Genomic DNA, 25,198 nt, shown 5'->3' on the forward strand with positions numbered 1-25,198 from the left:
GTTAACCTAGCACAATCCGATCGTCGGCCAGTTTCTTGCCGCTAATTTGCTCGAATTCGTTGAGCAGTTGCGCTACAGTCAGATCCTTCTTGCGCTGCTCGTTTACATCAAGAATGATTCGACCCTTGTCCATCATAATAAGCCGGTTGCCAAGACGGATTGCCTGCTCCATATTATGCGTCACCATCAGCGTCGTCAGCTTCATTTCGTGTACAAGCGAATCCGTGAGCGCTGTAATCAGCTCTGCGCGAGCAGGATCAAGCGCGGCCGTGTGCTCATCAAGCAGCAATATTTGAGGCTTTGTAAAGGTCGCCATCAAGAGGCTAAGCGCTTGCCGCTCTCCACCTGATAGAAGGCCAACCTTTGCGCCCAAGCGGTTCTCAAGCCCAATGCCGAGCCTTGAAAGCTGCTCCTTGAAAAAAGCGCGCTTGGCCGGCGTCACACCTAGCATTAGTCCACGAGGCTTGCCTCTTTTATAAGCCATAGCCAGATTTTCCTCAATCGTCATGCGCGGCGCTGTGCCCGCCATTGGATCTTGAAATACTCTGCCGATCCATTTGCTGCGTTTATACTCGGGAAGCAGTGTCATTTTATCCCCAGCAATTTCAACATCGCCGGCATCTGGGCGCATGACACCCGATATAATATTCATCAAAGTAGACTTGCCTGCTCCATTACTTCCAATGACCGTAACAAAATCGCCCGGCTTCAGATGAAGATTAATGTTAATTAAAGCTGTCTTTTCATCAACCGTTCCTGGATTAAAAAGCTTGGACACCTTTGAAATGTTCAGCATTACTGCCCACCTCCACGTTGTACAGGATCAGTAAGCAGCTCCGCCGAGCGTTTGCGGGCCATTTTTTTCTGCTTAAACGATTTCTGAATGGTTGGAACAACAAGGGCAACAATAACGATTACCGCAGTAATCAGCTTTAAGTCAGAAGCTTTGAGCCACTCTACCCGGTAGGCAATCGTAATAATGATTCGATACACAATGGAACCAAGAACGACAGCCAGCGTAGCCCAAAAAACTTTACGAGCTCCAAAAATAGCCTCACCAATAATAACGGAAGCCAAACCGACGACGATAACGCCGATCCCCATGGAAATATCAGCAGCAGTGGACTGCTGTGCGAATAAACCTCCTGATAAAGCAACGAGCGCGTTGGAGAGGGATATACCGATGATTTTAGTAGTTTCCGTGTTGGAGCCAAAGCTTCGAATCATCCGCTCATTATCTCCTGTTGCGCGCAGGCTTAGCCCTAAATCGGTATGCAGAAACAAATCGAGGAGCAGCTTGGTCACAATAACAACGATAACGACAATAACAAGTACGTTGCTAGTCGTAAAAATCGTATCCATGCCATATACGGACACATTAGGCTTGCCCATAATCCGCAGATTAATGGAATAAAGGGCTATCATCATAATAATGCCGGATAGCAGGCCATTTATTTTACCTTTTGTATGCAAAAGCCCGGTAATGGCTCCCGCCACTGCACCGCCAGCAAAAGCAGCAATAGTAGCTACCCAGGGTGATGCACCATTCGTAATCAAAATCATAGCAATGCCGCCACCCGTAGTGAAGCTGCCTTCTACAGTCAAATCCGGAAAATCTAATATACGATACGTAATGTAGACGCCAAGCGCCATCAAAGCATAAATTAAACCAAGCTCAATTGCACCAGGCATCGATTTCAATAAACTAAGCAATTGGGAACCTCCTCATGGCAAACGGGGGAATTTTAAACGGCTACTGCCGTCTAATGGCGACAATAGCCGTTACATTGTAAAAAAATGCCCGTTAAGTTGCAAACTATTCAATAATGTTGGAAGCAGCATCCTTCACTTGATTTTTCATCTCATCGGTTACGGTAATGCCTTGTTCCTTAGCTGCCTTCATGTTCAAAATAAGATCCAGCTTGTCCGGCACGGTTACTTTCATTTCGCCCGGCTTTTTGCCATTTTTCAAGATATCCACAGCCATTTGGCCTACTTGGTAACCATGGTCATAATATTTGAAGCCAATTGTTGCAAAAGCGCCGCGCTCAACCGTATCACGATCACTCGCAAAAAACGGAAGATCATTATCATTAGCTGTTTTAATTAGTGTATCCAGACTGCTCACTACTGAATTATCCAAAGTAATATACAGTGCGTCTACTTTACCCACAAGGGAAGCAGCCGCCTGCTGTACCTCTGATGTGTTGCTCACAGCTGCACGAACAAGCTTAATGTCATGCTTAGCAAGCGCTTCTTCTGCAATTTTTGCCATGACAACTGCATTAGGCTCACCTTCATTAATAACAAGGCCAACATTTTTCACTTTCGGGAAATTAGCAGCTACAAAATCCATTAGCTCTGTAATTGCTGAAGGATTTGTATCGGATGCTCCAGACACAAGACCGCCTGGGGCATCAAGATTTGTAACAAGCTTCGAATCAATCGGATCGGTAACAGCTGCAAAAAGCACAGGACGATCAGTCACTTCTTTCACTAGTGCTTGTGCTGACGGTGTAGCAATACCTAACGCCAAATCACTTTTATCGGCGGCGATCTTTTGAGCCAGCGTTTGGTTGTTCGCTTGATCTGCTTGCGCCGTATTAAAATCAATGGTCAAATTCTGACCTTCAACCAAGCCCGCATCCTTCAAGGCCGCTATAAATCCTTCTCTCGTAGCGTCTAGCGACGGATGTTCGACATATTGTGAAATCGAAATTTTATAATTTTCTTTCGCTCCACTGTCTGTTGCTTCAGCAGAACTGCTTGGTGCAGTTGAAGCCTGCTCCCCTGTATTACCCGATCCTTTATTGCCCCCACATGCCGAAATGACCAAAACGAGTACTAGCATTAATCCTACCCACATATTTTTCTTCATCATCTCTAAAACCCTCCCCTACATAATAAGCTGCATTTGTCTAAGTTCCCATAAGGTTTCCTTCTATTGCAGCTGTATACATCTTATCTCATATTAAAGGCGATGCAGCAGCGCCGTCAATGACTTGTCCATGGAAAATAAAAAAACCTCTCACCGAGGTGAGAGGTTTAAGTCGTGCGCGGCTTAAAGCCGCACGCGATTATTTTTGGATAGTTGCTACAGCGCCAGCGCCTACAGTACGGCCGCCTTCACGGATGGAGAAACGAGTTCCCTCTTCAACCGCGATTGGAGCGATAAGCTCAACAGTAACTGTGATGTTGTCGCCAGGCATAACCATTTCAGTACCTTCTGGAAGGTTGATGATACCAGTAACGTCAGTTGTACGGAAGTAGAACTGTGGACGGTATCCAGTGAAGAAAGGCTTGTGACGGCCACCCTCTTCTTTAGTCAGAACGTAGATTTGTGCAGTGAAGTTAGTGTGTGGTTTAACCGAACCCGGTTTAGCCAATACTTGTCCACGCTCAATATCTTTACGGTCTACACCACGAAGCAATGCGCCAACGTTGTCGCCTGCTTGAGCGGAGTCAAGCAATTTACGGAACATTTCAACGCCAGTTACAACGGATTTGCGGGACTCTTCAGCAAGACCGATAATTTCGATCTCGTCGCCTACTTTGATAACGCCACGCTCAACACGGCCAGTTGCTACTGTACCACGGCCAGTGATTGTGAAAACGTCCTCGACAGGCATAAGGAAAGGTTTCGCAACATCGCGCTCAGGAGTTGGGATGTAAGTATCAACTTGCTCGAAGAGCTCGATGATTTTGTCAGCCCAAGGACCTTCTGGGTTTTGCAGAGCTTCACGAGCAGCACCGCGGATGATTGGAGTGTCGTCGCCTGGGAACTCATACTCGGAAAGAAGGTCGCGAACTTCCATCTCAACCAGTTCAAGAAGCTCTTCGTCTTCAACCATGTCGCATTTGTTCAAGAATACAACGATGTAAGGAACGCCAACTTGCTTGGACAGCAAGATGTGCTCACGAGTTTGTGGCATAGGACCATCAGCTGCGGAAACTACCAGGATTGCTCCATCCATTTGTGCAGCACCAGTGATCATGTTTTTTACATAGTCGGCGTGACCTGGGCAGTCAACGTGAGCGTAGTGACGAGCTGGCGTCTCATACTCAACGTGAGCTGTCGAGATCGTGATACCGCGCTCGCGCTCTTCTGGAGCTTTATCGATTTGGTCAAAAGCAATAGCAGCACCGCCGTATTTTTTGGAAAGTACAGTAGTGATTGCTGCAGTCAGAGTCGTTTTACCGTGATCGACGTGACCAATAGTACCGATATTAACGTGCGGTTTGTTACGTTCAAATTTAGCTTTTCCCATTGAACTTAATCCTCCTCAATATTTAAAAGGTTTTATATGGTGGCTGAGCACTTGCTTGCTTAGCAAGCTGTAATGCCAACCGGAGTAAAAAAGACCAGCCTAGACAAAGGCAAAAATTATTCGCCTTTGTGTTTAGCAATAATCTCTTCAGAAATCGATTTAGGAACTTCTTCATAGTGAGAAAGCTCCATCGAGAACACGCCGCGTCCTTGTGTACCTGAACGAAGTGTTGTGGAATAACCGAACATCTCGGAGAGAGGCACCTTAGCACGGATAATTTGCGCACCTGCGCGAGTATCCATACCTTCAATACGACCACGACGGGAGTTCAACATACCCATAACATCGCCCATGTACTCTTCAGGAACAGTAACTTCAACTTTCATGATTGGCTCAAGCAGAACTGGCTTACATTTCTCTTTGGCAGCTTTAAGCGCCATCGAACCTGCAATTTTAAACGCCATCTCCGAGGAGTCAACATCATGATAAGATCCGTCGAAAACAATCGCTTTAACATCAACGAGCGGGAAGCCAGCGATAACGCCGTTCTTCATCGACTCTTCGATACCAGCTTGGATTGGAGCGATAAATTCACGAGGAATCGATCCACCCACAACCTTGTTCTCGAACACGAAACCGTCACCCGGCTCTTGTGGAACGAATTCAATCCAGCAATGGCCATATTGACCTTTACCACCGGATTGACGAACGAATTTACCTTCGACTTTTGCAGCTTGACGGAACGTCTCACGATAAGCAACTTGAGGCTTACCAACGTTTGTCTCAACCTTAAATTCACGAAGCATACGGTCAACTAGAATCTCAAGGTGAAGCTCACCCATACCAGAGATAATTGTTTGGTTTGTTTCTTCATCCGTATGCGCACGGAAAGTAGGATCTTCTTCCGCAAGCTTGGAAATCGCGATACCTAGTTTGTCTTGGTCAGCTTTCGTTTTTGGTTCGATAGCTACCGAGATAACTGGATCAGGGAAATTCATAGATTCAAGAATAATCGGTTTTTTCTCATCGCAAAGCGTATCGCCTGTAATGGTATCTTTCAAACCAACTGCAGCAGCGATATCTCCAGAGTAAACCTCGGAAATTTCTTGACGGCTGTTCGCATGCATTTGCAGAATCCGACCAATACGCTCACGTTTGTTCTTTGTACCATTCAGAACATACGAACCGGATTTTAGGACGCCGGAGTACACACGGAAGAACGTCAATTTACCAACATAAGGGTCCGTCATGATTTTGAATGCCAGAGCCGAGAACGGTTCTGAATCTGAAGATTGACGAATTTCCTCAGTACCGTCATCAAGAGTACCTTTGATAGCTGGTACATCAAGTGGCGATGGAAGGTAGTCAACAACAGCATCCAACATCATTTGAACGCCTTTATTGCGGTACGAGGAGCCTACGATAACTGGGAAGATTTTAACTTCACAAACGCCTTTACGAAGCGCTGCTTTAATTTCTGGAATTGTAATTTCTTCGCCTTCCAGATATTTCATCGTCAAATCTTCGTCCAGCTCGGCAACTTTCTCGATCAATTCCGTACGGAGTTCTTCGACTTGGTCGGCATACTCAGCAGGAATTTCGATTTTCTCAGGGTCTTTTCCGAGATCATCTTTGTATTTGTATGCTACGCGTTCAACGATATCGATAACGCCGACAAAATCACTCTCAGCACCAATCGGAATTTGAATCGCAACAGCATTTGCTTGTAGACGTAAACGCATATCCTTGATAACATTCAAGAAATCCGCGCCGATAATGTCCATTTTGTTGATATAAGCAATCCGTGGAACACCGTAACGGTCAGCTTGACGCCATACGGTTTCGGACTGAGGCTCAACGCCTTCTTTTGCACTGAAAACGCCAACTGCCCCGTCCAATACGCGGAGGGAACGTTCAACTTCTACTGTGAAGTCAACGTGTCCCGGGGTATCGATGATATTGATGCGGTGACCATCCCATTGAGCAGTCGTCGCGGCAGACGTAATCGTAATACCGCGCTCTTGCTCTTGTTCCATCCAGTCCATCGTAGCGGCGCCTTCATGCACCTCTCCGATTTTGTGAGTCCGGCCTGTGTAGAACAAGATACGCTCAGTTGTAGTAGTTTTACCCGCATCGATATGCGCCATAATCCCGATATTCCGTGTATTTTTCAAGGAGAACTCTCTAGCCATGAACTGGTCTCCTCTCATTAAATGAGATTATTTGTTGATTCAGCGTTAGCCGAATCCTACCAACGGTAGTGAGCAAACGCTCTGTTTGCTTCTGCCATTTTGTGTGTATCTTCGCGCTTCTTAACGGATGCGCCAGTGTTATTGGAAGCATCAGTAATTTCAGCAGCCAAACGCTCTACCATCGTTTTCTCACCGCGGTTACGTGAGTAGTTCACGAGCCAACGGAGACCAAGCGATGTACGGCGCTCAGGTTTAACTTCGATCGGCACTTGATAGTTGGCACCGCCGACACGGCGTGCTTTAACCTCAAGTACTGGCATGATATTTTTCAAAGCTGCTTCGAACACTTCCATCGGATCTTTACCCGTGCGTTCTTGGATCAGTTTGAAGGCATCGTACAACAGCGTTTGTGCTGTTCCGCGTTTACCGTCGATCATAATGCGGTTGATGAGTCTCGTTACCAGTTTGCTATTGTAAACCGGATCCGGAAGCACATCACGTTTTGTTACAGGACCTTTGCGTGGCATGAGAAAGTCCCCCTTTCCTGAATGATAATTTCATTAGTGGTAAAACAATTCTTATTTCTTAACTTTAGGACGTTTAGCACCGTATTTCGAACGAGATTGGTTACGGTTGTTAACTCCCGCTGTATCCAAAGCGCCGCGAACGATATGATAACGTACACCTGGAAGGTCTTTTACCCGTCCGCCACGGATCAATACTACACTGTGCTCTTGCAGGTTATGTCCGATACCCGGAATGTAAGCTGTAACCTCTACGCGGTTAGTCAAACGGACACGCGCGTATTTACGAAGTGCAGAGTTCGGTTTTTTCGGAGTCATTGTACCTACACGAGTGCACACACCGCGTTTTTGCGGAGCATTGATGTTTGTAGCTTCACGTTTCAAGGCGTTGAAACCTTTTTGCAAAGCTGGCGATTTCGATTTAACGACTTTAGCTTGGCGTCCTTTACGGACTAGCTGGTTAATTGTTGGCATGTTGCCACCCCCTTCCGTTATTCATGTCATTTAATATGGTAGACATTACACCTAATTTTAAAGCCCACAGATCCAGGTGGTTCATAAAAGAACAAATAAAAATTCTTACCAGTCCATCATCAGGTTGAAGTTGCACCAGCAAAAATGCTTTTTTCCTTTATTCATCATCGGTTACGAGCGCTGCCATAGCAGCTCCGACATCAATTCCGCAGGTTTTCCCAAGGTCTTGCATCGTTTCTACCCATTTGACCGGGATACTCGACCGCTCACACAAATGAAGTACCTTCTCTTTCATTCGTGGATCTGCATCTTGAGCAATGTAGACTTCGATTGCTTTATCTTGCTCAAGCATCTTCGTCGTCTGTTTCGCGCCAACTTTAAACTGCATGGAATCACCTATCCTTTAGCGGTAGAAGATCACACAATTAGGCACACTTCGATATAGTATCACCTGTACACCTAGAGTGTCAAGTGGCTTTATCAGAAAAGCCGCAAATGTTAGTCATTACCTCTTCTGAAAAGCTGCTAGAATCTCGATATACGCATACGCAGGCAGCTTCCCCTCACTTGCAAGGGGAGGCCGCCGCAGCATGCATGCTTCAAGCCTTAGTCAACGGTAACTGCTTCTGATTCCAGTTCGCCTTGGTTTACAACAGTTTCCTGCTCATCCTCAAGACCTACCAGACGGATATTGCGATAACGCGGCATACCCGTACCAGCCGGAATCAACTTACCGATAATAACATTTTCCTTCAGACCAAGCAACTGATCGACCTTGCCTTTAATAGCAGCGTCAGTCAAGACGCGAGTCGTTTCTTGGAAAGAAGCTGCCGACAAGAACGAATCCGTCTCAAGAGACGCTTTCGTAATACCGAGCAATACAGGTTTCGCTACTGCTGGCTCTTTATCAGCAAAGATTGCTTCGCGGTTGGCAGACTCATATTCATGAATGTCTACGAATGCGCCTGGCAGAAGCTTCGTTTCTCCCGCATCAACGATACGGATTTTGCGGAGCATTTGCTTAACCATGACTTCAATATGCTTGTCATTGATTTCTACCCCTTGGTTCCGGTAGACGCGCTGTACTTCCTGCAAAATATAGTTTTGAACACCACGGATACCTTTAATCCGAAGCATATCTTTAGGGTCAATTGAACCATCTGTCAGCTCGTCGCCGGCTTCAAGATGCTGACCTTTTACAACACGGATACGCGAACCGTAAGTGATCGCATAAGTTTTGGATTCCGCTTCACCTTGAACTTCGATTTCACGGCGATCCTTCGCTTCACGAATTTCTTTGACCACACCATCAAGCTCGGTGATAATCGCTTGACCTTTCGGATTACGCGCCTCGAAAAGCTCCTGAATACGCGGCAAACCTTGCGTAATATCGTCTCCGGCAACACCGCCGGTATGGAATGTACGCATCGTGAGCTGTGTTCCTGGCTCACCGATGGATTGAGCAGCAATGATACCGACTGCTTCACCGATCTCAACATGCTTGCCTGTTGCCAGGTTGCGGCCATAACAAGTTTTACAAACGCCATGACGAGCGCGGCAGCTGAGTACGGAACGGATTTGCAGTTTTTCAATACCTGCATCAATAATCGCATCGGCTCTGTTGGAATCAATCAGATCGTTGCGGCTTACGATAACTTCGCCAGTCTTCGGATGACGAACGGTCTCGAAAGCGTAGCGGCCTTCAATACGGTCGTAAAGATCCTCAATAACCTCTTTACCGTCTTGAATTTTGCTGACTGAGAAGCCTTTATCGGTTCCGCAGTCTTCTTCACGAACGATAACATCCTGTGCAACGTCAACGAGCCTACGAGTCAGGTAACCGGAGTCAGCTGTACGAAGAGCTGTATCCGCGAGACCTTTCCGCGCTCCATGCGTCGAGATGAAGTACTCGAGTACTGTCAGACCTTCGCGGAAGTTCGATTTGATTGGCAACTCGATAATCCGACCCGATGGATTGGCCATCAGCCCACGCATACCGCCCAGTTGGGTGATTTGCGATTTATTACCCCGTGCTTTCGAGTCAACCATGAGCATAATATTGTTGTAACGATCCATGGACTTCATCAAGATTTCCGTCAGCTCGTCTTTACATTTGCTCCAAATGCTAATAATCCGGTCATAACGCTCCTCGTTCGTAATCAGACCACGACGGTACTGATTCATAACGATAGCAACCTGATCATCTGACTTCTTAAGAAGCTCTGTTTTCTCCGGCGGCACGATAACGTCCGATACGGCGATCGTAATACCTGCACGCGTGGAGTAAGTGAAGCCAAGCTGCTTGATACGGTCAAGGATGACAGCCGTCAGCGTCGTATGGTAGTTTCTGAAGCACTCAGCAATAATATTACCGAGATAATCTTTACCAACACCGCCTGCTATCGGCAATTCATCAATGATTTTTTTCAAATCACTGCCTTTTTCGTATACAAAATATTTATCCGGCGTTCCGTTCAAGAGGTTCGTTTTCGTAGCCTCGTTGATATAAGGGAAATCCTCCGGGAAAATTTCGTTAAAAATAACTTTACCAACCGTCGTTGACATCAACGACTGCTGTTGTTTTTCGGTGAACACTGTCTTTTTCAAAACTTTCACCGGAATAAAGACACGTGCATGCAGCGAAACAATACCGCGTTGGTACGCCGATACCGCTTCATTCACCGTTGCAAACACCGAACCCGTACCAAGCGCTTCCTTGTTGTCCATCGTCAGATAATAACTGCCGAGAACCATATCCTGGGAAGGTGTAACGACTGGCTTGCCGTCTTTAGGGTTCAAAATGTTGCCCGATGCAAGCATAAGCAAGCGAGCTTCCGCTTGTGCTTCTGCAGACAATGGAACGTGGACGGCCATTTGGTCACCGTCGAAATCCGCGTTATAAGCGGTACATACGAGCGGGTGAAGCTTGATGGCGCGACCTTCAACCAAAATCGGCTCAAATGCTTGGATACCGAGTCTGTGAAGGGTCGGGGCACGGTTAAGCAGAACCGGGTGCTCCTTAATTACTTCTTCAAGAACATCCCATACTTCAGGGCTTACGCGCTCAACTTTGCGCTTCGCGCTCTTAATATTGTGCGCAAGTCCTTTGTTGACGAGTTCTTTCATAACGAATGGCTTAAACAGCTCAAGCGCCATTTCCTTCGGAAGTCCGCATTGGAACATCTTCAGGTTAGGTCCTACTACGATAACGGAACGGCCAGAGTAATCGACACGTTTACCGAGCAAGTTTTGACGGAAACGTCCTTGCTTACCTTTCAGCATATGGCTGAGCGATTTGAGCGGACGGTTACCCGGTCCAGTCACTGGACGACCACGACGGCCGTTATCAATCAGCGCATCAACTGCTTCTTGAAGCATACGTTTCTCATTTTGCACGATAATGTCAGGAGCACCCAGATCAAGCAGACGCTTCAGACGGTTGTTACGGTTGATTACACGACGGTACAGGTCATTAAGGTCAGATGTCGCAAAACGTCCGCCATCCAGTTGTACCATTGGGCGAAGCTCAGGAGGGATAACTGGAAGCACATCGAGAATCATCCATTCCGGCTCATTGCCGGAGTTGCGGAATGCTTCAATGACTTCAAGACGCTTGATCGCACGGTTACGGCGTTGGCCCTGAGCCGTACGAAGCTCTTCTTTAAGCTGTTCAAGCTCTTTCTCCACTTCAATGTCCTGCAGCAGTTTTTTGACTGCCTCAGCACCCATTCCAGCGTGGAAGCCGTAGCCATATTTCTCACGGTAGCTGCGGTATTCCTTTTCGGACAGCAGCTGTTTTTTCTCCAGCGGCGTATCACCAGGATCGGTTACAACATAAGATGCAAAGTATATGATCTCCTCAAGCGAACGAGGCGACATATCCAGTGCCAAGCCCATGCGGCTAGGAATTCCTTTGAAATACCAGATATGAGATACAGGAGCTGCAAGCTCAATATGTCCCATACGCTCACGGCGAACTTTCGCACGTGTTACTTCAACGCCACAGCGATCACAGACGACGCCTTTATAGCGAACGCGCTTGTACTTGCCGCAGTGACACTCCCAGTCTTTGGTAGGACCAAAAATTTTCTCGCAGAAGAGGCCTTCCTTCTCCGGTTTTAACGTCCTATAGTTGATCGTTTCCGGCTTTTTAACTTCTCCGCGGGACCAGGAACGAATTTTCTCAGGCGAGGCAAGCCCAATTTTCATATACTCGAAGTTGTTCACGTCCAACAAGGAGCAACCCTCCTTCGTCATGTATGGCTATTTCATGCATACTAGCGGCTGCGTATTCGCTAGTAGCGTACACGCAGCTCGGCTAGGTTTTTATTCAAGAGCGCTGACTTCAGCGCCTTCTAGATTAAGGTTCAGCTTATCTCCTGCTGCGTCATCATCGTCATCCGACTCTCTTAGCTCGATCTCTTCTTCATTTTCGGTCAGGATTTTAACATCCATACCCAAACTTTGAAGCTCTTTGATCAATACTTTGAATGACTCTGGTACGCCCGGCTCTGGTACGTTCTCGCCCTTGACAATCGACTCATACGTCTTCACACGACCAACAACATCATCGGATTTGACGGTAAGAATTTCTTGCAAGGTGTAAGCAGCACCATAGGCTTCAAGCGCCCATACTTCCATCTCACCGAAACGCTGTCCGCCGAATTGAGCTTTACCACCCAATGGCTGTTGCGTAACGAGCGAGTAAGGACCTGTGGAACGAGCATGGATTTTATCATCAACCATGTGCGCAAGTTTGATCATGTACATGACACCAACGGTAACTTCACGTTCAAAGTTTTCACCCGTACGGCCATCATAAAGTACAGTCTTACCATTACGCTGCATGCCTGCTTCTTCCATTGCATCAAAAACGTCATTCTCCCGCGCGCCGTCAAATACCGGCGTCGCAGCATGCAAGCCAAGACGTTTACAAGCCAGACCCAAGTGAACTTCAAGCGCTTGGCCGATGTTCATACGGGAAGGTACGCCCAGTGGGTTGAGAACAACTTCTACTGGTGTGCCATCCGGCAGGAAAGGCATATCTTCTTCCGGCATAATGCGGGCAATAACCCCTTTATTACCGTGACGTCCGGCCATTTTATCACCCTCGGAAATTTTCCGTTTTTGAGCGATATAAGCACGAACGAGTTGATTTACACCAGGAGGCAGCTCATCGCCGTTCTCGCGGGTAAATACTTTTACGTCCACAACGATTCCATCGGTACCATGAGGTACGCGAAGCGAAGTATCCCTTACTTCACGAGCTTTTTCACCGAAAATCGCATGAAGAAGACGCTCTTCAGCTGTCAGTTCCGTTACACCTTTAGGTGTTACTTTACCAACAAGAATATCGCCTGCACTAATTTCTGCGCCGACACGGATAATACCGCGCTCGTCGAGATTTTTTAGTGCTTCTTCGCCGACATTTGGAATGTCGCGTGTAATTTCTTCTGGTCCAAGCTTCGTATCACGGGCTTCCGACTCATATTCCTCAATGTGAATCGAGGTATAAACGTCTTCTTTAACAAGCTTTTCACTAAGAAGAATTGCATCCTCATAGTTGTAGCCTTCCCATGTCATAAAGGCAACGACCACGTTGCGGCCCAGTGCCAATTCACCTTGCTCAGTCGACGGTCCATCAGCGAGAATATCGCCTTTTTGGATTACATCGCCTTTGTGAACAAGAGGACGCTGGTTAATACATGTTCCTTGGTTGGAACGCGTAAACTTGTGAAGCTTATGTTTAACGAGATCGCCAGTTACCGACTTGCCGTCAATTTGCTCTACACGGCGCAGCCAAATTTCATTGGCAGATACACGTTCAATAATTCCATCGAATTTGGAGACAATACATACACCGGAGTCTTTAGCCGACTTATGCTCCATACCCGTACCGACAAGCGGCGCTTTCGGGATCAAGAGAGGTACGGCTTGCCGCTGCATGTTGGAACCCATAAGCGCACGGTTGGAGTCATCGTTCTCCAAGAACGGAATAAGCGCCGTCGCAACCGATACAACCTGCTTAGGAGATACGTCCATGTAGTCAACGCGCTCGCTTGGCATCGTAAGAATGTTATCCGCTTGTTTATTATAACGAACGATAACACTGCTATCTTCGAACTTGCCTTCTGCAGTCAGCTTCGCATTCGCTTGCGCGATTACATAGTTGTCTTCCTCATCGGCAGTCAAATAAGCAATTTGTTCCGTTACAATTCCTGTCTTCGCATCTACCCAACGATAAGGAGCTTCAATGAAGCCATATTCGTTAATGCGGGCAAAAGATGACAAGGAGTTGATCAGACCGATATTCGGTCCCTCTGGCGTCTCGATCGGACACATCCGCCCATAGTGGGAGTGATGGACGTCACGGACTTCAAAGCCCGCGCGCTCACGCGTCAAACCGCCGGGTCCGAGTGCAGACAGACGACGTTTGTGCGTCAGTTCAGCAAGCGGATTCGTTTGGTCCATAAACTGCGAGAGCTGTGAGGATCCGAAGAACTCTTTAATCGAAGCAATAACGGGACGAATGTTAATCAAAGCCTGCGGCGTAATCGCGTTCGCATCCTGGATCGACATCCGTTCACGCACTACTCTTTCCATACGGGACAGACCGATACGGAATTGGTTTTGCAGAAGCTCCCCTACGGAACGCAGACGACGGTTACCCAAGTGGTCAATGTCATCCGTGCTTCCTACACCTTGAAGTAGGTTAAGGAAATAGTTAATGGAAGCAATAATATCTGCCGGCGTGACATGCTTCACTGCTTTATCAATAATCCCGTTTGCAATAACCTTAATGACTTTAGTTTCATCAAGTGGCGAGAATACACTGATTGCTTGCAGTGGAATACTATCTGCATCAAGTACGCCATTGGCAACATGATACGTTTTGAAGCCAACATTTGTTTCAAGCTTCTCCAAAATGTCATCCAACAAACGGCGGTCAATCATCTGACCTGCTTCAGCAATGATTTCACCCGTCGATGGATCGACAAGCGTTTCAGCTAAGCGATGATTGAACAGACGGTTTTTGATATGAAGCTTTTTATTAATCTTGTAACGTCCTACATTCGCTAGATCATAGCGTTTCGGATCAAAGAAGCGTGCCACGAGCAAGCTCTTCGCGTTATCAAGCGTAGGCGGCTCACCTGGACGAAGGCGCTCATAAATTTCAATCAGCGCTTTCTCAGTGGAATCCGTGTTGTCTTTATCAAGCGTATTGCGAATATACTCGTCATGGCCGAGCAATTCCAAAATTTCCGCGTCAGTGCCGAAGCCTAACGAACGCAAAAGTACCGTAACCGGAATTTTCCGAGTGCGGTCGATACGAACGTAGACAATATCTTTAGCATCCGTTTCCAGCTCTAACCAAGCTCCACGATTCGGGATAACGGTCGCTGTGTAGTTTTTCTTCCCGTTTTTATCAACCTTCGTGCTGAAGTACACACTTGGGGAGCGCACCAATTGGCTGACAATAACCCGTTCCGCTCCGTTAATGATAAACGTGCCGGTCTCGGTCATCAGCGGGAAGTCACCCATGAAAACTTCCTGTTCCTTCACTTCGCCAGTCTCTTTATTAAAGAGCCGAACTTTCACGCGTAGTGGAGCAGCATACGTCACATCGCGTTCCTTTGATTCATCGACCGAATATTTCGGTTCGCCCAAGCTGTAGTCGATAAACTCAAGCGATAGATTGCCCGTAAAGTCCTGAATCGGCGAAATATCTTGGAATAATTCAATCAAATCCGTTTCCAAGAATTTTTCGTACGATTTTTGTTGGATTTCAATCAGGTTCGGGACTTCCAGCACCTCGTTGATTCGGGCATAACTTCTCCGCGTGCGCCGACCATACTGAACAAGTTGTCCTGCCAACTTAACCTCACCCCTCATGTCTGTCTCACAGCAACGAAACGTACTGCGTAACTGCTTACTTATTCAAATAAAGAAAAGCCCTTATCGAATAGTTCGAAAAAAGAGCATGTTCCACGAGCCAACCATACGCAGCGCAAGCGTATAGATTCCATATCAAGTAATTTTGCCCAAAATGTAAACATTATACGTCAACTACACATTTTATATGCATTTTGCGCTAAAAATTCGCACTTGACATTTTAGTTGACTAAAGAGATTTAGCCCAATTTAATGCTGACATTTTATAATCTTACCACATATAGAAAGTCAAGTCAAGAAATCAAATGACTCATTTAACAGCTTTGTAAATTCGATAGCCCTTATCTTTCGTCACTTCGATTACTTCACTGAACAACGACTCAAGCTTCGCTTCCGCTGATGCGGCGCCCTGCTTTTTCTGAATGACGATCCACATCGTTCCGCCAGGAGCCAGCAGCTCATAGCCTTCTTCAAAAATACGATGTACAATCTCTTTCCCGGCCCGTATTGGCGGGTTAGTGACGATCATATCAAATACGGACTGCCGAACCGCTTCATACACGTCGCTTTGATAAACCGTTATATTCTTTATGCCGTTGTTGTGCGCATTTTCTTTGGATAGCGCTACCGCTCTTTCATTCACATCAATCATTGTTACATGACTTTCCGGAGCAAGCCGTGCAATGGTAAGACCGATCGGCCCGTATCCGCACCCAACATCCAATACGCTGCGTTCGCCCTTCAGCTCCAGTGCATTCAGCAGCACACGCGTGCCGTAATCGACGCCTGTTTTCGAAAAAACGCCAGCATCCGTCATAAATTTCAAAGCTATACCGCGCAGCTGTTCTTCATGAATGCGACGGTCATTTTTCACGCCGGGGCTTGGCGAATAGTAATGGTCTGACATGCGAATCCCCCTGACCTGATAAAGTCGAACCTTTATATATGCATCGATTCAAGCGTAAACGGCTGCCGCCGTCCTCTGGCGGCAAAGCTTCCGTTTCGCGATGAAATATAAGCATTTATAAGTGTGCAACTTATAAATGCTTATATTTTAAACATAGAACGAACCCCTTGAAACGTAGCGTTTCAAGGGGCCCGCTATCTTCTAAAGAAGAGATATTACTTAACTTCTACAGCTGCGCCAGCTTCTTCAAGCTTAGCTTTAACTGCTTCTGCTTCTTCTTTAGCAACGTTTTCTTTGATTGCTTTAGGAGCGCTATCAACCAGATCTTTCGCTTCTTTCAGGCCAAGACCTGTGATTTCGCGAACGACTTTGATAACGTTGATTTTGGAAGCACCAGCGTTGTTAAGGATAACAGTGAATTCAGTTTGCTCAGCTTCAACAGCTGCGCCGCCGCCTACAGCAGCTACAGGAGCAGCAGCAGTAACGCCGAATTCTTCTTCGATTGCTTTAACAAGATCGTTCAGTTCAAGAACGGTCATAACTTTAATTGCTTCCAAGATTTGATCTTTAGACATGGTTATACCTCCAGAAGTGGTTTTAGTTTTTTTTAGGCTGCAAGTTTAAACGAGCAGCAGATTTGATACGTGTGAAAAATATTAAGCTTGAGCTTCTTTTTGCTCGCCAACTGCTTTAACCGCAAGTGCGAAGTTGCGCACTGGGGCTTGCAATACGCTGAGGAGCATGGAGAGCAATCCATCGCGGGACGGAAGTTCCGCCAGCGCTTTGATTTGATCCATATCAACAATTTTACCTTCAACAACGCCGCCTTTAAGTTTCAAAGCCTCGTTCTTTTTAGCAAAATCATTAAGGATTTTTGCTGGAGCAACTGCATCTTCATTACCGAAAGCAATAGCTGTCGGACCAGTAAGAATGCTATTCAACTCAGCAAGACCTGCTGCTTCAGTAGCACGGCGAACTAGCGAGTTTTTCAGAACTTGAAACTCGATGCCAGCCTCACGCAGTTGTTTGCGAAGTTCTGTAACTTGCGCAACGTTCAATCCGCGATAATCGGCAACGACTGCGCTGGAGCTATCACGAAGTTTCGCTGTAATAACTTCAACCGCTTGTTGTTTCTCTTGGATGATATTTGCGTTTGCCAAACTGTACACCTCCTGTATTATTTGTACATTCCGTTATTTGACGAGTCAGATCTCTTGCCGCGATGCATGAGAAAAGCCTCCGCTATAAGTAGCGAAGGCCATGATGGTTCGTTAGTACGACCCAAGGCCGCACACAAACGCTTTATCATAACACCTCGGTAGGAAATTAAGCCTTTCGGCACCTACTGTCTACGGTATGCGTGTTCGAATTTAGTTCCGTTCCTTGCTATTAGCGGTAGCTAGCAGCGGAGACGCGAGCGCCAGGGCCCATTGTCGAGGAAACGGCGATGTTTTTCAAGTATACACCTTTAGCTGCAGCTGGTTTAGCACGAACCAAAGCTTCTACAAGAGCGCGAAGGTTAGCATCAAGCTTTTCAGCATCAAAGGATACTTTACCGATTGGAGCGTGGATTTGACCAGCTTTATCCAGACGGTATTCAATTTTACCGGCTTTAATCTCTTGCACGGCTTTAGAAACGTCAAACGTTACTGTGCCGGCTTTAGGGTTAGGCATGAGGCCCTTACCACCGAGAATACGACCAAGTTTACCAACTTCAGCCATCATATCCGGCGTTGCTACGCAAACGTCGAAATCGAACCAGCCTTGTTGGATTTTGTTAATCATGTCTGCATCGCCGACAAAATCAGCGCCAGCAGCTTCCGCTTCCTTCGCTTTATCGCCTTTTGCGAATACGAGGACGCGCTTAGTTTTACCAGTACCGTGCGGAAGTACAACGACGCCGCGCACTGCTTGGTCTTGTTTACGTGGGTCTACACCCAGACGTACAGCAACTTCAACGGATTCGTCGAATTTAGCTGTTGCTGCTTTTTTCACAAGCTCAATCGCTTCTAACGACTCGTAAGTCGCTTCGCTATCAATCAGCTTGGAAGCTTCTACATACTTCTTGCCATGTTTAGCCATTGTAAATATCCTCCTCAAGTGGTTATAGCGGAAAATCCTCCTAGGGAAAATCCTCCCACAGTGAAGCCTAAGCCTCACAGTCGGGCATCCTTGTAACAGTCAGCCCTTCGTTTGTTATCCTAACGGATCAAACGCAATTAGTCAACGATTGTAACGCCCATGCTGCGTGCAGTGCCTTCGATCATAAGCATTGCTGCTTCAACGGAAGCTGCATTCAAGTCGGGCATTTTTTGTTCCGCGATTTCACGGACCTTAGCGCGATTAACGGTAGCTACTTTCTTCTTGTTCGGCTCGCCTGATCCTTTTTCGATACCTGCTGCTACGCGGAGCAATACTGCTGCCGGTGGAGTTTTAGTTTCGAAAGTGAATGAACGATCCTCAAATACGGAAATAACAACCGGAATAATCAAACCTGCTTGATCTGCTGTACGAGCGTTAAACTCTTTACAGAACGCCATAATGTTAACGCCTGCTTGACCGAGCGCCGGACCGATAGGTGGAGCTGGATTCGCTTTACCTGCAGGAACTTGCAGTTTGACCATCTTGATGACTTTCTTAGCCATGACTATACACCTCCTTACCCTGGTAATCCACAACATACAACTAACGAGTTTGGTGTTTCTGCATGACCCCAGAAAACTGGTGTACTACAGAAATACCGGAACTAGATCTTCTCCACTTGAGTATAATCCAACTCAACTGGCGTTTCTCTGCCAAACATGTTGACATGAACCTTGAGCTTCGCTTTGTCCAGCAAAATCTCTTCTACTGTACCAACGAAATCCGCGAACGGACCTTCCTTGACCCGTACAGTTTCCTTCAGATCGAATTCGATCTTCGGCTTCGGTTCCTCCATACCCATATGCTTCAAAATCTGTTCGACTTCGTCTGGCATAAGAGCGATCGGCTTCGAGCCTGATCCTGTCGATCCTACGAATCCTGTAACACCCGGCGTATTGCGAACAACATACCAAGAATCGTCAGTTTGAACCATTTCTACGAGAACGTAGCCTGGATAAACTTTACGCTGAACGGTTTTTTTCTTGCCGTCCTTCTCAACCACTTCTTCTTCCATTGGAACAAGTACGCGGAAGATTTTGTCTTCCATGCCCATTGATTCCAAACGGCGCTCCAAATTGGCTTTTACTTTGTTCTCATAACCGGCGTAAGTGTGTACGACATACCATCTTTTTTCCATTTCAATTCACCTTTGGACCCTTCTTAAACAATCAGTTCAACTAGAGACGAGATCCCGATGTCAAGAAGCCAAAAGTAAATCGTCACAGCCGTAATCGTCAAAACGACAACGATTGAATAGCTTGTCAACTCTTTACGGTTTGGCCAACGAACCTTCTTCAGTTCTGCCCAGCTGTCAGCAAAGAAACCAAACGTTGTTCCGAAGCTTTGCTTCACTTTAGCCAAAAATGCCACGGTCACACCTCCATTTGACTATCTCGTCTCGCGATGAGGAGTCTGCTCGTTACAAAACTTGCAAAACTTCTTCAACTCGATGCGGTCGGGGTGATTGCGTTTGTTCTTGCTGCTCGCATAGTTTCTCTGTTTGCAGTTTGTGCATGCCAACGTGATAATAACCCGCATTGAATTACACCTCCCGAACTGCTACTAAATACCTGTTCACCCTGAAACATGCAGTACTTCAAGATGAAATGAAGACCAACACGAAAAAAAACCTCATATTTAGGCCTACCCGAACACTTTATCACACGACATACTGGATGTCAATGTAAAAGATAGAATGCGAGCTTGTATAAAAGCTGGAAGCAAGGCGGCATCGGGTCCGCCCTGTTTCTACAAGTATAGGCAGCATTTTCCGATTTAAAACGGAAATGAGCCATCCTCTTCTACAATTACAGAGAAAAGGACAGCTTCTGCATTCTCACTTAAACTATAAGTATGATGACACTGTTACCCGCTTATGTCCCGGACTTCCAAATAACGTTCGAGCTTCCGCTTCACGCGCTGTAGTGCATTATCAATAGACTTCACATGACGATCCAGATCAACTGCTATTTCCTGATAGGACCTTCCATCCAAATAAAGCATGAGCACCTTGCGTTCTAGATCACTCAAAATCTCGGACATCTTGTCTTCCAGACCGTTAAACTCTTCCTGGTTAATGATCAACTCTTCCGGGTCTGATACCCGGGTCCCGCATATGACATCAAGCAAAGTACGATCGGAATCTTCATCGTAAATCGGCTTATCGAGCGAGACATAGGAATTGAGCGGGATATGCTTCTGCCTGGTGGCCGTCTTAATCGCCGTTATAATCTGCCGCGTAATGCACAGCTCTGCAAAAGCTTTAAAGCTTGCGAGCTTGTCCCCTTTAAAGTCGCGAATAGACTTATACAGTCCGATCATGCCTTCCTGCACAATATCTTCCCGGTCCGCACCGATAAGAAAATAAGAGCGTGCTTTAGCTCGAACAAAATTCTTATATTTGTTAATCAAATATTCGAGCGCCAGACTGTCGCCATTGCGACTCGCTTCTACGATTTCCTCGTCCGTACTGCAGTCATATTCGAGCGTACTCCATTCTTTGAGGTCGATGCTCACAAACTATCCCTCCGGCCTGCAAGGCGTACGCCGCTAGATTCATAGCCAGCAAATATAGAGCCAGTATACATTATGTAACCTGACAACGTCAACCGATTTAGACCCCGAACTGATAACAAAACTAATTCTAATTGTCGAATTATTTACAGATACATCCAAAAAATATTTTACCGCCGCCACCTTTCAGCCCGTCATTTCTTGCCTCGCCTAAGCCTTTCCAGCTGCGTGCGAATTTCAAGACTGAGACTATTGTCCACCGTATTGCGGCGGCGTTTCGTTTCTTCCATCAGCGTAAGCTCAATTTGCTTGCGGTTCTGCTCAATTTCAATTAACAGCTCGCGGGCCGAGAGGCGAAGCGCCCCATGAGCGAAAGCGACATGCTGTTCGACGAGATCAGAAGTAGCGACGTACAAATGCCGTCTTTTTTTATACAGCTCAACGACCATGCGCTCAATGCATTCGTCTGCTGTTTCCTTCTCCTTCGTATACACAATTGTCAGCTTGTGATGCTTGAAGGTCGCTCCCAGCCCAGGCACCTGATGCGCATCGAAAATGATATAGACCGCCATGCCGGTAAAGCCCTGATAATCCGCGAGCATATCAAGCAGCTTATCTCTTGCCTCCTCGAGATCGATGGCTTTCAGCTTTTCCAGCACGGGCCAGGCCCCAATCATGTTGTAGCCATCCACCAGCAAAATATCGTCACGCCGTTTCATATCTAAACGCTCCGGCGCTGTCTGACCACTTCGTACATGAACACGCCCGCAGCAACGGAGGCATTCAGCGAATTAAGCTGGCCCTTCATCGGAAGCTTCACCAGAAAATCGCATTTTTCTTTGATGAGACGACCAATGCCTTTGCCTTCATTGCCGATGACGACAGCGAGCGGCATGTCGAATTTCATCGAATATATTTCCTGCTTGGCGCTGACATCCGTACCCGCTATCCATATGCCTTCTTCCTTCAGCCGATCGATCGTTTGTGCCAGATTCGTCACGCGTGCAACAGGCACATATTCCGCTGCTCCCGCCGATGTTTTGGAGACGGTTGCTGTCAGTCCAACCGCACGGCGCTTCGGAATGATAACGCCATGAACGCCGGTGCATTCCGCTGTCCGCAGAATGGAACCCAAATTATGAGGGTCCTCAATTTCATCCAGCAGCAAAATAAAAGGCGTCTCGTTGCGGCTGCGTGCTGCTTCTAATATCTCTTCAATCTCGGCGTAGCGAAAAGCAGCCGCCTGCGCGATAACGCCTTGATGCTGAACGCCCTCGGCCATGCCATCGAGCTTCCTTTTATCGACAAATTGTACGATAATTCCACTTTTTTTCGCCTCAGCCGTAATCGGCTGCGTCATACTCTTCTGGGCGCCTTCGGCGATCCAAATTTTATTAATTTCACGCCCGGAACGAAGCGCCTCCAGTACGGGATGCTTGCCAGCAATAATTTCATCTTGCGGGTTAGTCTCAGTCATTATTCGCCCTCCTTTGTTTTCTTGGCTGCGAGGGAAGGAGCGGCTGGCTGTGCCTGCCGTTCCTCCCCCTCTTCTCTTGCTGCAATCGCACAGGCGAATAACTCATGCAAGCGCTGAATGCGGCCTTCATAATATAAATACCCAACGAGACATTCAAGCGCGGTAGCTTGACGGTAATCGGCGGGGTCAGCATTTTTAGGTGGCGCGCCAGATTTCGTATTGCGTCCGCGCCGCACTACATCTGCCTCCTCCTCCGTCAACAGCGGCTGCCAATGCTCCAGCAAAATCCGCCGCTGCGCTTTTGCAGAGACGATGCCCGTCGCTTCCCGGTGCAGGTGATGCGGCTTATGATTCGGCAGCGACACCAAATATTGGCGTACCAGCAGCTCGAACACACTGTCGCCAACGTAGGCGAGCACGACGGGATTCAGCAGGTTTGTTTTTTTCGAAGGCGTGTAAAACAATAAGTCGCTTGCTAACGCCTCGCTGTTATGCGGCTCACTCATAGACGGCGCCAACGGATGCCTTGCGGCGTATCCTCAAGAGCGATGCCTTTCTCTGTCAGCAAATCGCGAATTTCGTCCGCTCTAGCCCAATTTTTCGACTGGCGCGCTTCTGTTCTATCGACAATCAGCTGTTCAATTTCCTCATCTAGCAGATCCGCTTCGGCGGACTGTGGCGGGATTAGACCAAGCACCTCGTCCATTTGCTCCAGCACATCCAGAAAAGCCTGCACGCCCTCGGTGCTCACATCTGCGCGATTCAAGTATTGATTCGCTTCGCCAACCAGATCAAAGACCGCAGTAATCGCATCCGGCGTATTAAAGTCATCATCCATTTTCGCCTCAAACACGCTCATAATTTCCGCCAAGCGGGCATCAAGTTCGAACACCGCAGCTCCCGTCTGCTCCTCGCTCTCCAGCACTTGCAGGCGATGGCGCAAGTTGGACACGCTGTTTGCGATGCGCTCCACACTGTTTACCGCTTGCTTCAGCGCTTCTTCGTTGAAGTTAAGCGGACTGCGATAATGTCCGGACAAAATAAAATAACGAATCGCTTGCGGCTTCACCTGCTTCACCAGCTCGTGCACCGAAATACCATTGCCCAGGGATTTGGAAATTTTCACATTATCAATGTTAATATAGCCATTATGCATCCAATAATTCGCGAGCGGCTTGCCGGTCAATGCTTCCGACTGTGCAACCTCGCACTCATGATGCGGGAACTGCAGGTCATGTCCGCCGCCATGAATATCGAGTGTGTCCCCTAGATACTTGCGCGCCATTGCCGAGCATTCGATATGCCAGCCCGGGCGGCCCGGTCCCCACGGCGTATCCCAGAAAATTTCACCCGGCTTTGCACCTTTCCACAGCACAAAATCCTGCGGATTCTCCTTGCGGTCACCTACTTCAATCCGGATTCCGAATTGCAGCTCCTCCAGGTTTTGATGCGACAGCTTGCCGTATTCCTCAAACTTGGCGGTGCGGAAATAAATATCGCCTTCACTCTCATAGGCAATGTCTTTGTTAAGCAGGCCTTGAATAAAATCGACAATTTCCGTAATATGCTCGGTTACGCGCGGGCTCAGCGTTGCCTTATGCACGGCGAGCGCTTCGAGATCCGCATTGAATGCCGCGATAAATGTCTCCGCCACTTCTGGAACTGTAGATCCCAGCTCCTCCGCTTTACGGATCAACTTATCATCCACGTCCGTAAAGTTGACGACATAGTTCACCTCATAGCCTGTGCTCTCCAAATACCGACGAACGACATCGAAGAAAACAACCGGCCTTGCATTTCCAACGTGAATATAATCGTATACCGTCGGCCCGCATACGTACATTTTAACTTTACCCAGCTCCTGCGATTCAAAAGCTTCCTTCTTGCGGGTCAACGTATTATATAGATGTAACGTCATTTTCGATATTCCCCTCCAGTTACAGGCTCCCTGAGCTCTTTCAACTCTGTTTTCAAACGATCAATTTCATTTTGCATATCCCGCAGCATTTCAATGACTGGGTCAGGCAGCTGGTTGTGCTCCAGTCTGTCCTTCACCCGCTCACCGTTCCGTTTCACCACTCTGCCGGGGTTGCCAACGACGGTACAATTATCCGGCACCTCGCGCAGCACGACCGCATTCGAGCCTACATTTGAATTATCGCCAATTTTGAACGATCCCAGCACCTTCGAGCCCGAGCCAATGACAACATTATTGCCGATGGTCGGATGGCGCTTGCCCTTCTCCTTGCCTGTACCGCCAAGCGTAACCCCCTGATAAATGACGACATCATTGCCAATCTCGCATGTTTCTCCGATGACAATGCCCATGCCATGGTCAATAAACAGCCGCTCGCCGATAGTGGCCCCAGGGTGAATTTCGATGCCCGTCATAAAACGACTGAATTGGGATATGATACGCGCAACCGTAAACCATTTGTTACGAAAAAAATAATGCGCCGCCCGATGCGCCCAAATCGCATGTAGGCCGGAATAAGTGAAGACGACCTCAAAACGGCTTCTGGCGGCCGGATCATTTTCAAACACCGCTTCAATATCTGAACGAATATGGCGAAACATCAGCTTCTCTCCTCTCAAGCCAGCAGGCCGCTGCCCCTCTTAGTCCTGCCTTGCTGGCTGCCGAATGTCCATATAAAAAAGCCCCCACAGCATTTGCATGCTGCAGAGGCGTGTGTTCAATCGCGGTCCCACTCTGCTTGAACAGCCTGAACACCTATCTGCGCCGCTCGCAGCAAGCTTCGGCATGTCTGCCTTCGCCCGCTTCAACCTATGGCTGCCAGATAGCTCAG

At 47.4% G+C, this 25,198-nt stretch carries 24 protein-coding genes and 1 other annotated feature; all 24 genes read right to left on the reverse strand.

The genetic code is table 11. From position 1 onward, the window contains the following. Position 1: 1 nt before the first annotated feature. A complete protein-coding gene (locus MHB80_RS26780) occupies positions 2-796 on the reverse strand; it encodes an ATP-binding cassette domain-containing protein (protein WP_341279785.1) in 795 nt (264 codons plus the stop codon). Further along, positions 796-1,692, reverse strand: coding sequence for an ABC transporter permease (locus MHB80_RS26785; RefSeq protein ID WP_341283087.1), 897 nt, complete (start codon positions 1,690-1,692; stop codon positions 796-798). The genes MHB80_RS26780 and MHB80_RS26785 overlap by 1 nt, the downstream gene beginning before the upstream one ends. A 124-nt stretch (positions 1,693-1,816) precedes the next feature. Continuing rightward, complete coding sequence (locus tag MHB80_RS26790; RefSeq protein WP_341283088.1) at positions 1,817-2,878, reverse strand: ABC transporter substrate-binding protein; 1,062 nt, start codon at positions 2,876-2,878, stop codon at positions 1,817-1,819. A 199-nt stretch (positions 2,879-3,077) separates the two neighbouring features. Next, on the reverse strand, positions 3,078-4,268 hold the full coding sequence (gene tuf / locus MHB80_RS26795; protein WP_046234221.1) for an elongation factor Tu: 1,191 nt from the start codon (positions 4,266-4,268) through the stop codon (positions 3,078-3,080). Positions 4,269-4,384: 116 nt separating this feature from the next. Continuing rightward, positions 4,385-6,460, reverse strand: coding sequence for an elongation factor G (fusA, locus tag MHB80_RS26800; protein ID WP_341279786.1), 2,076 nt, complete (start codon positions 6,458-6,460; stop codon positions 4,385-4,387). A gap of 56 nt (positions 6,461-6,516) precedes the next feature. Further along, entirely contained in the window at positions 6,517-6,987 is a 471-nt protein-coding gene (gene rpsG / locus MHB80_RS26805; protein WP_046234219.1) for a 30S ribosomal protein S7, read from the reverse strand. A gap of 51 nt (positions 6,988-7,038) precedes the next feature. Further along, entirely contained in the window at positions 7,039-7,458 is a 420-nt protein-coding gene (gene rpsL / locus MHB80_RS26810) for a 30S ribosomal protein S12 (protein WP_341279787.1), read from the reverse strand. Positions 7,459-7,615: 157 nt separating this feature from the next. Continuing rightward, positions 7,616-7,846, reverse strand: coding sequence for a ribosomal L7Ae/L30e/S12e/Gadd45 family protein (locus MHB80_RS26815; RefSeq protein WP_341279788.1), 231 nt, complete (start codon positions 7,844-7,846; stop codon positions 7,616-7,618). Positions 7,847-8,064: 218 nt separating this feature from the next. Then, the gene (gene rpoC / locus MHB80_RS26820; protein WP_341279789.1) at positions 8,065-11,694 is read right to left on the reverse strand and encodes a DNA-directed RNA polymerase subunit beta'; all 3,630 of its coding nucleotides are present in this window, start codon (positions 11,692-11,694) and stop codon (positions 8,065-8,067) included. Between the two features lie 90 nt (positions 11,695-11,784). Continuing rightward, complete coding sequence (gene rpoB, locus MHB80_RS26825) at positions 11,785-15,351, reverse strand: DNA-directed RNA polymerase subunit beta (RefSeq protein WP_341279790.1); 3,567 nt, start codon at positions 15,349-15,351, stop codon at positions 11,785-11,787. A gap of 310 nt (positions 15,352-15,661) precedes the next feature. Beyond that, complete coding sequence (locus MHB80_RS26830) at positions 15,662-16,258, reverse strand: class I SAM-dependent methyltransferase (RefSeq protein WP_338553296.1); 597 nt, start codon at positions 16,256-16,258, stop codon at positions 15,662-15,664. 215 nt (positions 16,259-16,473) lie between these two features. After that, the gene (rplL, locus tag MHB80_RS26835) at positions 16,474-16,833 is read right to left on the reverse strand and encodes a 50S ribosomal protein L7/L12 (RefSeq protein WP_046234213.1); all 360 of its coding nucleotides are present in this window, start codon (positions 16,831-16,833) and stop codon (positions 16,474-16,476) included. An 81-nt stretch (positions 16,834-16,914) separates the two neighbouring features. Further along, positions 16,915-17,418: a 50S ribosomal protein L10 gene (gene rplJ / locus MHB80_RS26840; protein WP_341279791.1), complete on the reverse strand. Its 504-nt coding sequence runs from the start codon at positions 17,416-17,418 to the stop codon at positions 16,915-16,917. Between the two features lie 60 nt (positions 17,419-17,478). Then, positions 17,479-17,631 (reverse strand) — a sequence feature (ribosomal protein L10 leader region). A 16-nt stretch (positions 17,632-17,647) separates the two neighbouring features. Continuing rightward, on the reverse strand, positions 17,648-18,340 hold the full coding sequence (gene rplA / locus MHB80_RS26845; protein ID WP_341279792.1) for a 50S ribosomal protein L1: 693 nt from the start codon (positions 18,338-18,340) through the stop codon (positions 17,648-17,650). A gap of 137 nt (positions 18,341-18,477) precedes the next feature. Continuing rightward, positions 18,478-18,903, reverse strand: coding sequence for a 50S ribosomal protein L11 (rplK, locus tag MHB80_RS26850; RefSeq protein ID WP_046234210.1), 426 nt, complete (start codon positions 18,901-18,903; stop codon positions 18,478-18,480). Between the two features lie 101 nt (positions 18,904-19,004). Beyond that, positions 19,005-19,538 (reverse strand): transcription termination/antitermination protein NusG, encoded by a 534-nt coding sequence (nusG, locus tag MHB80_RS26855; protein WP_046234209.1) that lies wholly within the window; start codon positions 19,536-19,538, stop codon positions 19,005-19,007. A gap of 23 nt (positions 19,539-19,561) precedes the next feature. Next, positions 19,562-19,771: a preprotein translocase subunit SecE gene (gene secE, locus MHB80_RS26860; protein ID WP_046234208.1), complete on the reverse strand. Its 210-nt coding sequence runs from the start codon at positions 19,769-19,771 to the stop codon at positions 19,562-19,564. 18 nt (positions 19,772-19,789) lie between these two features. Next, positions 19,790-19,939 carry a 50S ribosomal protein L33 gene (rpmG, locus tag MHB80_RS26865; protein WP_015847242.1) on the reverse strand — a complete coding sequence of 50 codons (150 nt, stop codon included), beginning with the start codon at positions 19,937-19,939 and terminating at the stop codon, positions 19,790-19,792. Positions 19,940-20,266: 327 nt separating this feature from the next. Continuing rightward, the gene (sigH, locus tag MHB80_RS26870) at positions 20,267-20,917 is read right to left on the reverse strand and encodes an RNA polymerase sporulation sigma factor SigH (RefSeq protein ID WP_341279793.1); all 651 of its coding nucleotides are present in this window, start codon (positions 20,915-20,917) and stop codon (positions 20,267-20,269) included. Between the two features lie 191 nt (positions 20,918-21,108). Next, a complete protein-coding gene (locus tag MHB80_RS26875) occupies positions 21,109-21,633 on the reverse strand; it encodes an NYN domain-containing protein (RefSeq protein ID WP_341279794.1) in 525 nt (174 codons plus the stop codon). Positions 21,634-21,635: 2 nt separating this feature from the next. Continuing rightward, on the reverse strand, positions 21,636-22,391 hold the full coding sequence (gene rlmB, locus MHB80_RS26880; protein WP_341279795.1) for a 23S rRNA (guanosine(2251)-2'-O)-methyltransferase RlmB: 756 nt from the start codon (positions 22,389-22,391) through the stop codon (positions 21,636-21,638). Further along, complete coding sequence (locus tag MHB80_RS26885; protein WP_341279796.1) at positions 22,391-22,897, reverse strand: ribonuclease III domain-containing protein; 507 nt, start codon at positions 22,895-22,897, stop codon at positions 22,391-22,393. The genes rlmB and MHB80_RS26885 overlap by 1 nt, the downstream gene beginning before the upstream one ends. Further along, positions 22,894-24,309 (reverse strand): cysteine--tRNA ligase, encoded by a 1,416-nt coding sequence (gene cysS / locus MHB80_RS26890; RefSeq protein ID WP_341279797.1) that lies wholly within the window; start codon positions 24,307-24,309, stop codon positions 22,894-22,896. The genes MHB80_RS26885 and cysS overlap by 4 nt, the downstream gene beginning before the upstream one ends. Continuing rightward, entirely contained in the window at positions 24,306-24,968 is a 663-nt protein-coding gene (gene cysE, locus MHB80_RS26895) for a serine O-acetyltransferase (protein WP_341279798.1), read from the reverse strand. The genes cysS and cysE overlap by 4 nt, the downstream gene beginning before the upstream one ends. Positions 24,969-25,198 lie beyond the last annotated feature (230 nt).

It is taken from the genome of Paenibacillus sp. FSL H8-0537, assembly GCF_038051995.1.
In the GTDB taxonomy this organism is placed as follows: domain Bacteria; phylum Bacillota; class Bacilli; order Paenibacillales; family Paenibacillaceae; genus Pristimantibacillus.

What these genes read in the sequence shown, in the direction of transcription:
- nusG (WP_046234209.1), bottom strand. Translation starts at nt 19,538, where the DNA reads ATGGAAAAAAGATGGTATGTCGTACACACTTACGCCGGTTATGAGAAC.
- rpsL (WP_341279787.1), bottom strand. Translation starts at nt 7,458, where the DNA reads ATGCCAACAATTAACCAGCTAGTCCGTAAAGGACGCCAAGCTAAAGTC.
- rpmG (WP_015847242.1), bottom strand. Translation starts at nt 19,939, where the DNA reads ATGCGGGTTATTATCACGTTGGCATGCACAAACTGCAAACAGAGAAAC.
- fusA (WP_341279786.1), bottom strand. Translation starts at nt 6,460, where the DNA reads ATGGCTAGAGAGTTCTCCTTGAAAAATACACGGAATATCGGGATTATG.
- MHB80_RS26790 (WP_341283088.1), bottom strand. Translation starts at nt 2,878, where the DNA reads ATGAAGAAAAATATGTGGGTAGGATTAATGCTAGTACTCGTTTTGGTC.
- cysS (WP_341279797.1), bottom strand. Translation starts at nt 24,309, where the DNA reads ATGACGTTACATCTATATAATACGTTGACCCGCAAGAAGGAAGCTTTT.
- MHB80_RS26815 (WP_341279788.1), bottom strand. Translation starts at nt 7,846, where the DNA reads ATGCAGTTTAAAGTTGGCGCGAAACAGACGACGAAGATGCTTGAGCAA.
- MHB80_RS26830 (WP_338553296.1), bottom strand. Translation starts at nt 16,258, where the DNA reads ATGTCAGACCATTACTATTCGCCAAGCCCCGGCGTGAAAAATGACCGT.
- MHB80_RS26780 (WP_341279785.1), bottom strand. Translation starts at nt 796, where the DNA reads ATGCTGAACATTTCAAAGGTGTCCAAGCTTTTTAATCCAGGAACGGTT.
- MHB80_RS26785 (WP_341283087.1), bottom strand. Translation starts at nt 1,692, where the DNA reads ATGCCTGGTGCAATTGAGCTTGGTTTAATTTATGCTTTGATGGCGCTT.
- cysE (WP_341279798.1), bottom strand. Translation starts at nt 24,968, where the DNA reads ATGTTTCGCCATATTCGTTCAGATATTGAAGCGGTGTTTGAAAATGAT.
- rpsG (WP_046234219.1), bottom strand. Translation starts at nt 6,987, where the DNA reads ATGCCACGCAAAGGTCCTGTAACAAAACGTGATGTGCTTCCGGATCCG.
- MHB80_RS26885 (WP_341279796.1), bottom strand. Translation starts at nt 22,897, where the DNA reads ATGAGTGAGCCGCATAACAGCGAGGCGTTAGCAAGCGACTTATTGTTT.
- rlmB (WP_341279795.1), bottom strand. Translation starts at nt 22,391, where the DNA reads ATGACTGAGACTAACCCGCAAGATGAAATTATTGCTGGCAAGCATCCC.
- tuf (WP_046234221.1), bottom strand. Translation starts at nt 4,268, where the DNA reads ATGGGAAAAGCTAAATTTGAACGTAACAAACCGCACGTTAATATCGGT.
- rplK (WP_046234210.1), bottom strand. Translation starts at nt 18,903, where the DNA reads ATGGCTAAGAAAGTCATCAAGATGGTCAAACTGCAAGTTCCTGCAGGT.
- rplA (WP_341279792.1), bottom strand. Translation starts at nt 18,340, where the DNA reads ATGGCTAAACATGGCAAGAAGTATGTAGAAGCTTCCAAGCTGATTGAT.
- rpoB (WP_341279790.1), bottom strand. Translation starts at nt 15,351, where the DNA reads ATGAGGGGTGAGGTTAAGTTGGCAGGACAACTTGTTCAGTATGGTCGG.
- rplL (WP_046234213.1), bottom strand. Translation starts at nt 16,833, where the DNA reads ATGTCTAAAGATCAAATCTTGGAAGCAATTAAAGTTATGACCGTTCTT.
- MHB80_RS26875 (WP_341279794.1), bottom strand. Translation starts at nt 21,633, where the DNA reads ATGAAACGGCGTGACGATATTTTGCTGGTGGATGGCTACAACATGATT.